Annotated in this window: 3 protein-coding genes; all 3 read right to left on the bottom strand. The window is 61.1% G+C overall.

Translation table 11 applies throughout. From position 1 onward, the window contains the following. Positions 1–213: 213 nt before the first annotated feature. The 3 genes from AA309_RS27660 to AA309_RS27650 all read right to left on the bottom strand — a co-directional run bounded on the left by AA309_RS27660 (position 214) and on the right by AA309_RS27650 (position 3,347). Positions 214–1,362, bottom strand: a complete 1,149-nt coding sequence (locus AA309_RS27660) for an iron-containing alcohol dehydrogenase (RefSeq protein WP_047192247.1) — start codon at positions 1,360–1,362, stop codon at positions 214–216. Positions 1,363–1,501: 139 nt separating this feature from the next. Next, positions 1,502–2,269, bottom strand: a complete 768-nt coding sequence (locus AA309_RS27655) for an SDR family NAD(P)-dependent oxidoreductase (RefSeq protein ID WP_047192246.1) — start codon at positions 2,267–2,269, stop codon at positions 1,502–1,504. Between the two features lie 97 nt (positions 2,270–2,366). Continuing rightward, positions 2,367–3,347: an aldo/keto reductase gene (locus AA309_RS27650; protein ID WP_047192245.1), complete on the bottom strand. Its 981-nt coding sequence runs from the start codon at positions 3,345–3,347 to the stop codon at positions 2,367–2,369. Positions 3,348–3,455: the final 108 nt, after the last annotated feature.

Genomic DNA, 3,455 nt, shown 5'->3' with positions numbered 1-3,455 from the left:
AGCCACGACACACGGACCCAGACTGGGGCGCCAAACACGGCCCGCAAGGGCTCCCCGGCATCCATCGGCGGGAAGAAGATCAGCAGCGGATATTGTAAGAGATGGCATTCTCGGAGAACCTTGTGAAAGGAGAGGCGAATGTATCTGCGAGCATGATATGTTTCAAAACGGAGAGAATTGTCGACCAGAGCAGGCTTGCCTGCCTTCAACCATTCACCGCAGCGGTCCGCCCGAATAGGCAGCCTCCAAGATGGCCAAGTAATCGCCGGCGCTCGCGGGGCGCGGGTTAGTCGCCGAGGAATGATCCTTCGTCGCGCTCTCCGCGATCTCCGCAAGGCTCCCGTGCGGTACACCCATCTCGACCAGCGTGGTAGGCATCCCGAGGCGCTTGTTCAAGTTTCTGATGTAGTCGGCCAGATCGGCGTTGGCGTCCAAGCCGAGTCTCTGACGAAGGGTTGCATATTTTGCCCCGGAATGGTCCTCGTTGAATTCGAGTACATAAGGGAGCAGCACCGCATTCAGAGTGCCGTGGTGCAGCGACACCTGCTGCAGTCCCCCGAGGGGGTGCGACAGCGCATGGACGGCCCCCAAGCCCTTCTGGAAGGTCAGGCCGCCTTCCAGCGCCGCCATCATCATCTCGTAGCGCGCTTCGCGGTTTGAGCCCTGAGCTACCGCCTGCTCGATGTTGCTCAGGGCGCGGACCAAGCCATCGAGGGCAATCGCCTCCGCAGGTGGGTTGATCCGGGGGCTCAGGAAAGTCTCGATGCAATGCGTAATGGCGTCCATTCCCGTTGCGGCTGTCAGGCCAGGCGGAAGACCCAACGTGAGTTCGGGATCGCAGACCGCCCGCTTCGGGATCAGGTGCGGCGAGATGAACCCGAGTTTACGGCCATCCACCAAGGTGATCAGAGCTGCCCGGCCGACCTCGCTGCCCGTGCCGGCCGTGGTTGGAACCGCAATCAGCGGGGCAACCGCCGAAGTGATCTTCGGAACACCGCCCAGGATCGCAGCGTATTGCTCCAGTGGCCCACCATGCGTCGACAAAAGAGCGACGCCCTTCGCCAGATCAATCGGCGAGCCCCCTCCGATGGCAATCAGCCCATCGCAGCCCTCCGACCGGTAGAGGTCCAACGCCGCAAGTACCGCGCGCTCCGTCGGGTTCGTGGGCGTTTCGGTAAAGACCGGCACATCCTGTCCCCTGGGCAGGACGCCTTTGAGACGATCGACCAGCCCAGCGCCCTCAATGCCCTTATCGGCGATGATCAGAGGCGCCTTGATGCCTAACTCTGCAACATCATCAGCGAGGCCTTGCGAGGCTCCAAACTCGAATCGGATTGTCGTCAGATACGTGATCAAAGACATTTGTTTCCTCTATGCGCCTTTCCGTTTTCAGCACCGGGTGACACGCTCGACCGTTCGGAACCGTCCGGTGAGATCCCTTTACTCGACCTGCGAGGTCCCCGAGCAATTGTCGGGAGAACTTCGCCAATCCTGGCTTGGCCTAGATCCAGCCGCCATCGACCACGAAAGTTTGATTGGTACACATCCGGCTGTCGTCAGCCGCGAGCCAGAGCGCCATGCGGGCAACGTCATCTGGATATACTTTCGACTTCAGGCATTGATTCTGCTCGATTTCCTTTTCGGACTCGGGAGTGACCCAAAGGTCCAGCTGTCTCTGGGTCATGATCCACCCAGGAATGATGCAGTTGACGCGAATGTCATGGGGCCCGAGATCTCGGGCCAGCCCTCTTGTCAGCCCCTCAATTCCGGCCTTCGCTGTCACATAGACCGGCATGCCTCCCATGGCGATATGCCAGCTGAGGGATCCAAAGTTGATGATCACGCCCTTCTTCTTGCGGATCATGCCGGGAATGACAGCCTGCGCGGCGAAGAACAGATGACGCAGGTTCACGGCGATCCGATCGTCCCAGTACTCGACTGTTACGTCCTCAATCCGATGCCGCTCGTCATGGGCTGCATTGTTGAGGAGCACATCCACATCCCCGATGGCAGCCGCAAACCGGCTGATGCATTCCTTGACAGCCGCAATATCGCGCAGATCCGCTTCGAAGAACATCGGTTTGGTGTATCCGGCCTCGGCGATCCTCGCGACCAGTTCTTCCGAAGCGGAGCGGTTAATATCGATAAAGCCGACCTTCGCTCCCTGGGCGCAGAACTGCTCCACATGCGATGCCCCGATGCCGGATCCTCCACCGGTAATCAGGACGACCTTGTCACGCAAGCTGGGATAAATTGCGAATTGAGACATTGCCTACCCTCGTCTGTATGTCTTCCGTCACGTTATGGCCCAGTGATCCGGGAGCAGCACTCAAGAATGATGCCCCTTGCCCGCTTTGCACCAGCGATTACCAGCGCTGATGCACATGCAGACGGATCAGCCGGTCGTAGATGGCCTTGGCGGCTTCCATCTGGTCGACACTCAGTGCAGGCAGTTCGGCCGCCTGAGCATTCGAAACCGCCTGCTCCGGGTTTCGAGCCCCCGGAATGACCACCGATACCGCCTCGTTCATCAGGATCCACCGCAGCGCAAACTGCGCCATCGGCATATCCCCGACCACGGCTCTCATCTCCTCAACGGCCTGCAGGCCAACCTTGAACGGCACGCCCGAGAACGTCTCGCCCACATCGAAGGCCTCTCCGTGGCGGTTGAAGGCGCGGTGGTCGTCCGGGGCAAACTGGCTGTCGACCCGTAGCTTGCCGGTGAGCAGGCCGCTGGCCAGCGGCACCCGGGCAATCACCGCAACCTGGCGCTCCCGGGCCAAGCGGAAGAACAGCTCGGCCGGACGCTGGCGGAAAAGGTTGTAGATGATCTGCACGCTGGCGATTGGATACTCCAGTGCCTTGATCGCCTCCTCGACCTTTTCGACGCTCACGCCATAGTGCTTGAGCTTGCCGGCCTCGACCATCCGGTCGAGCGCCTCGAACACCTCCGGCCGATAATAGACCTCCGTCGGCGGGCAGTGCAGTTGCACCAGATCGAGCGCCTCGGTCTGTAGCCGCTCCAGCGAGCCTTCGACGAAGCGCATGAGCGCCTCAGCCGTATAGGCCTCCGCCACATGCGGGTTGAGCTGACGCCCCGCCTTCGTGGCGACGATCACGTCACCCTGCCCCCGCTCCTTCAGCACGCGGGCGATCAGCCGTTCGGAGCGGCCGCTTCCGTAGACATCAGCGGTATCGAGGAAACTGACGCCGGCATCGAGGGCCGCATGGAGGGTGGCTTCGGCATCCTGCTCCGAGACGTTGCCCCAGCTGCCGCCGATGGCCCAGGCCCCGAACCCGATCTCTCTGACCTTCCAGTCGGGTCTACCAAAAGGACGCTTGTTCATTGTGAGGTTCCCCCGTTCCAATGCACACGCCGCAACAGACGCTCCATCTTGACGACCTGACCTCGGACGTCATTGCGGCATCTAAAACGTCTTGGCGCCGTTCACCGG

Origin of the sequence: Microvirga vignae, from assembly GCF_001017175.1 — a bacterium.
Classification (GTDB): Bacteria; Pseudomonadota; Alphaproteobacteria; order Rhizobiales; family Beijerinckiaceae; genus Microvirga; species Microvirga vignae.
This window is presented reverse-complemented; position numbering and strand designations above follow the sequence as displayed.

What these genes read in the sequence shown, in the direction of transcription:
- AA309_RS27655 (WP_047192246.1), bottom strand. Translation starts at nt 2,269, where the DNA reads ATGTCTCAATTCGCAATTTATCCCAGCTTGCGTGACAAGGTCGTCCTG.
- AA309_RS27650 (WP_047192245.1), bottom strand. Translation starts at nt 3,347, where the DNA reads ATGAACAAGCGTCCTTTTGGTAGACCCGACTGGAAGGTCAGAGAGATC.
- AA309_RS27660 (WP_047192247.1), bottom strand. Translation starts at nt 1,362, where the DNA reads ATGTCTTTGATCACGTATCTGACGACAATCCGATTCGAGTTTGGAGCC.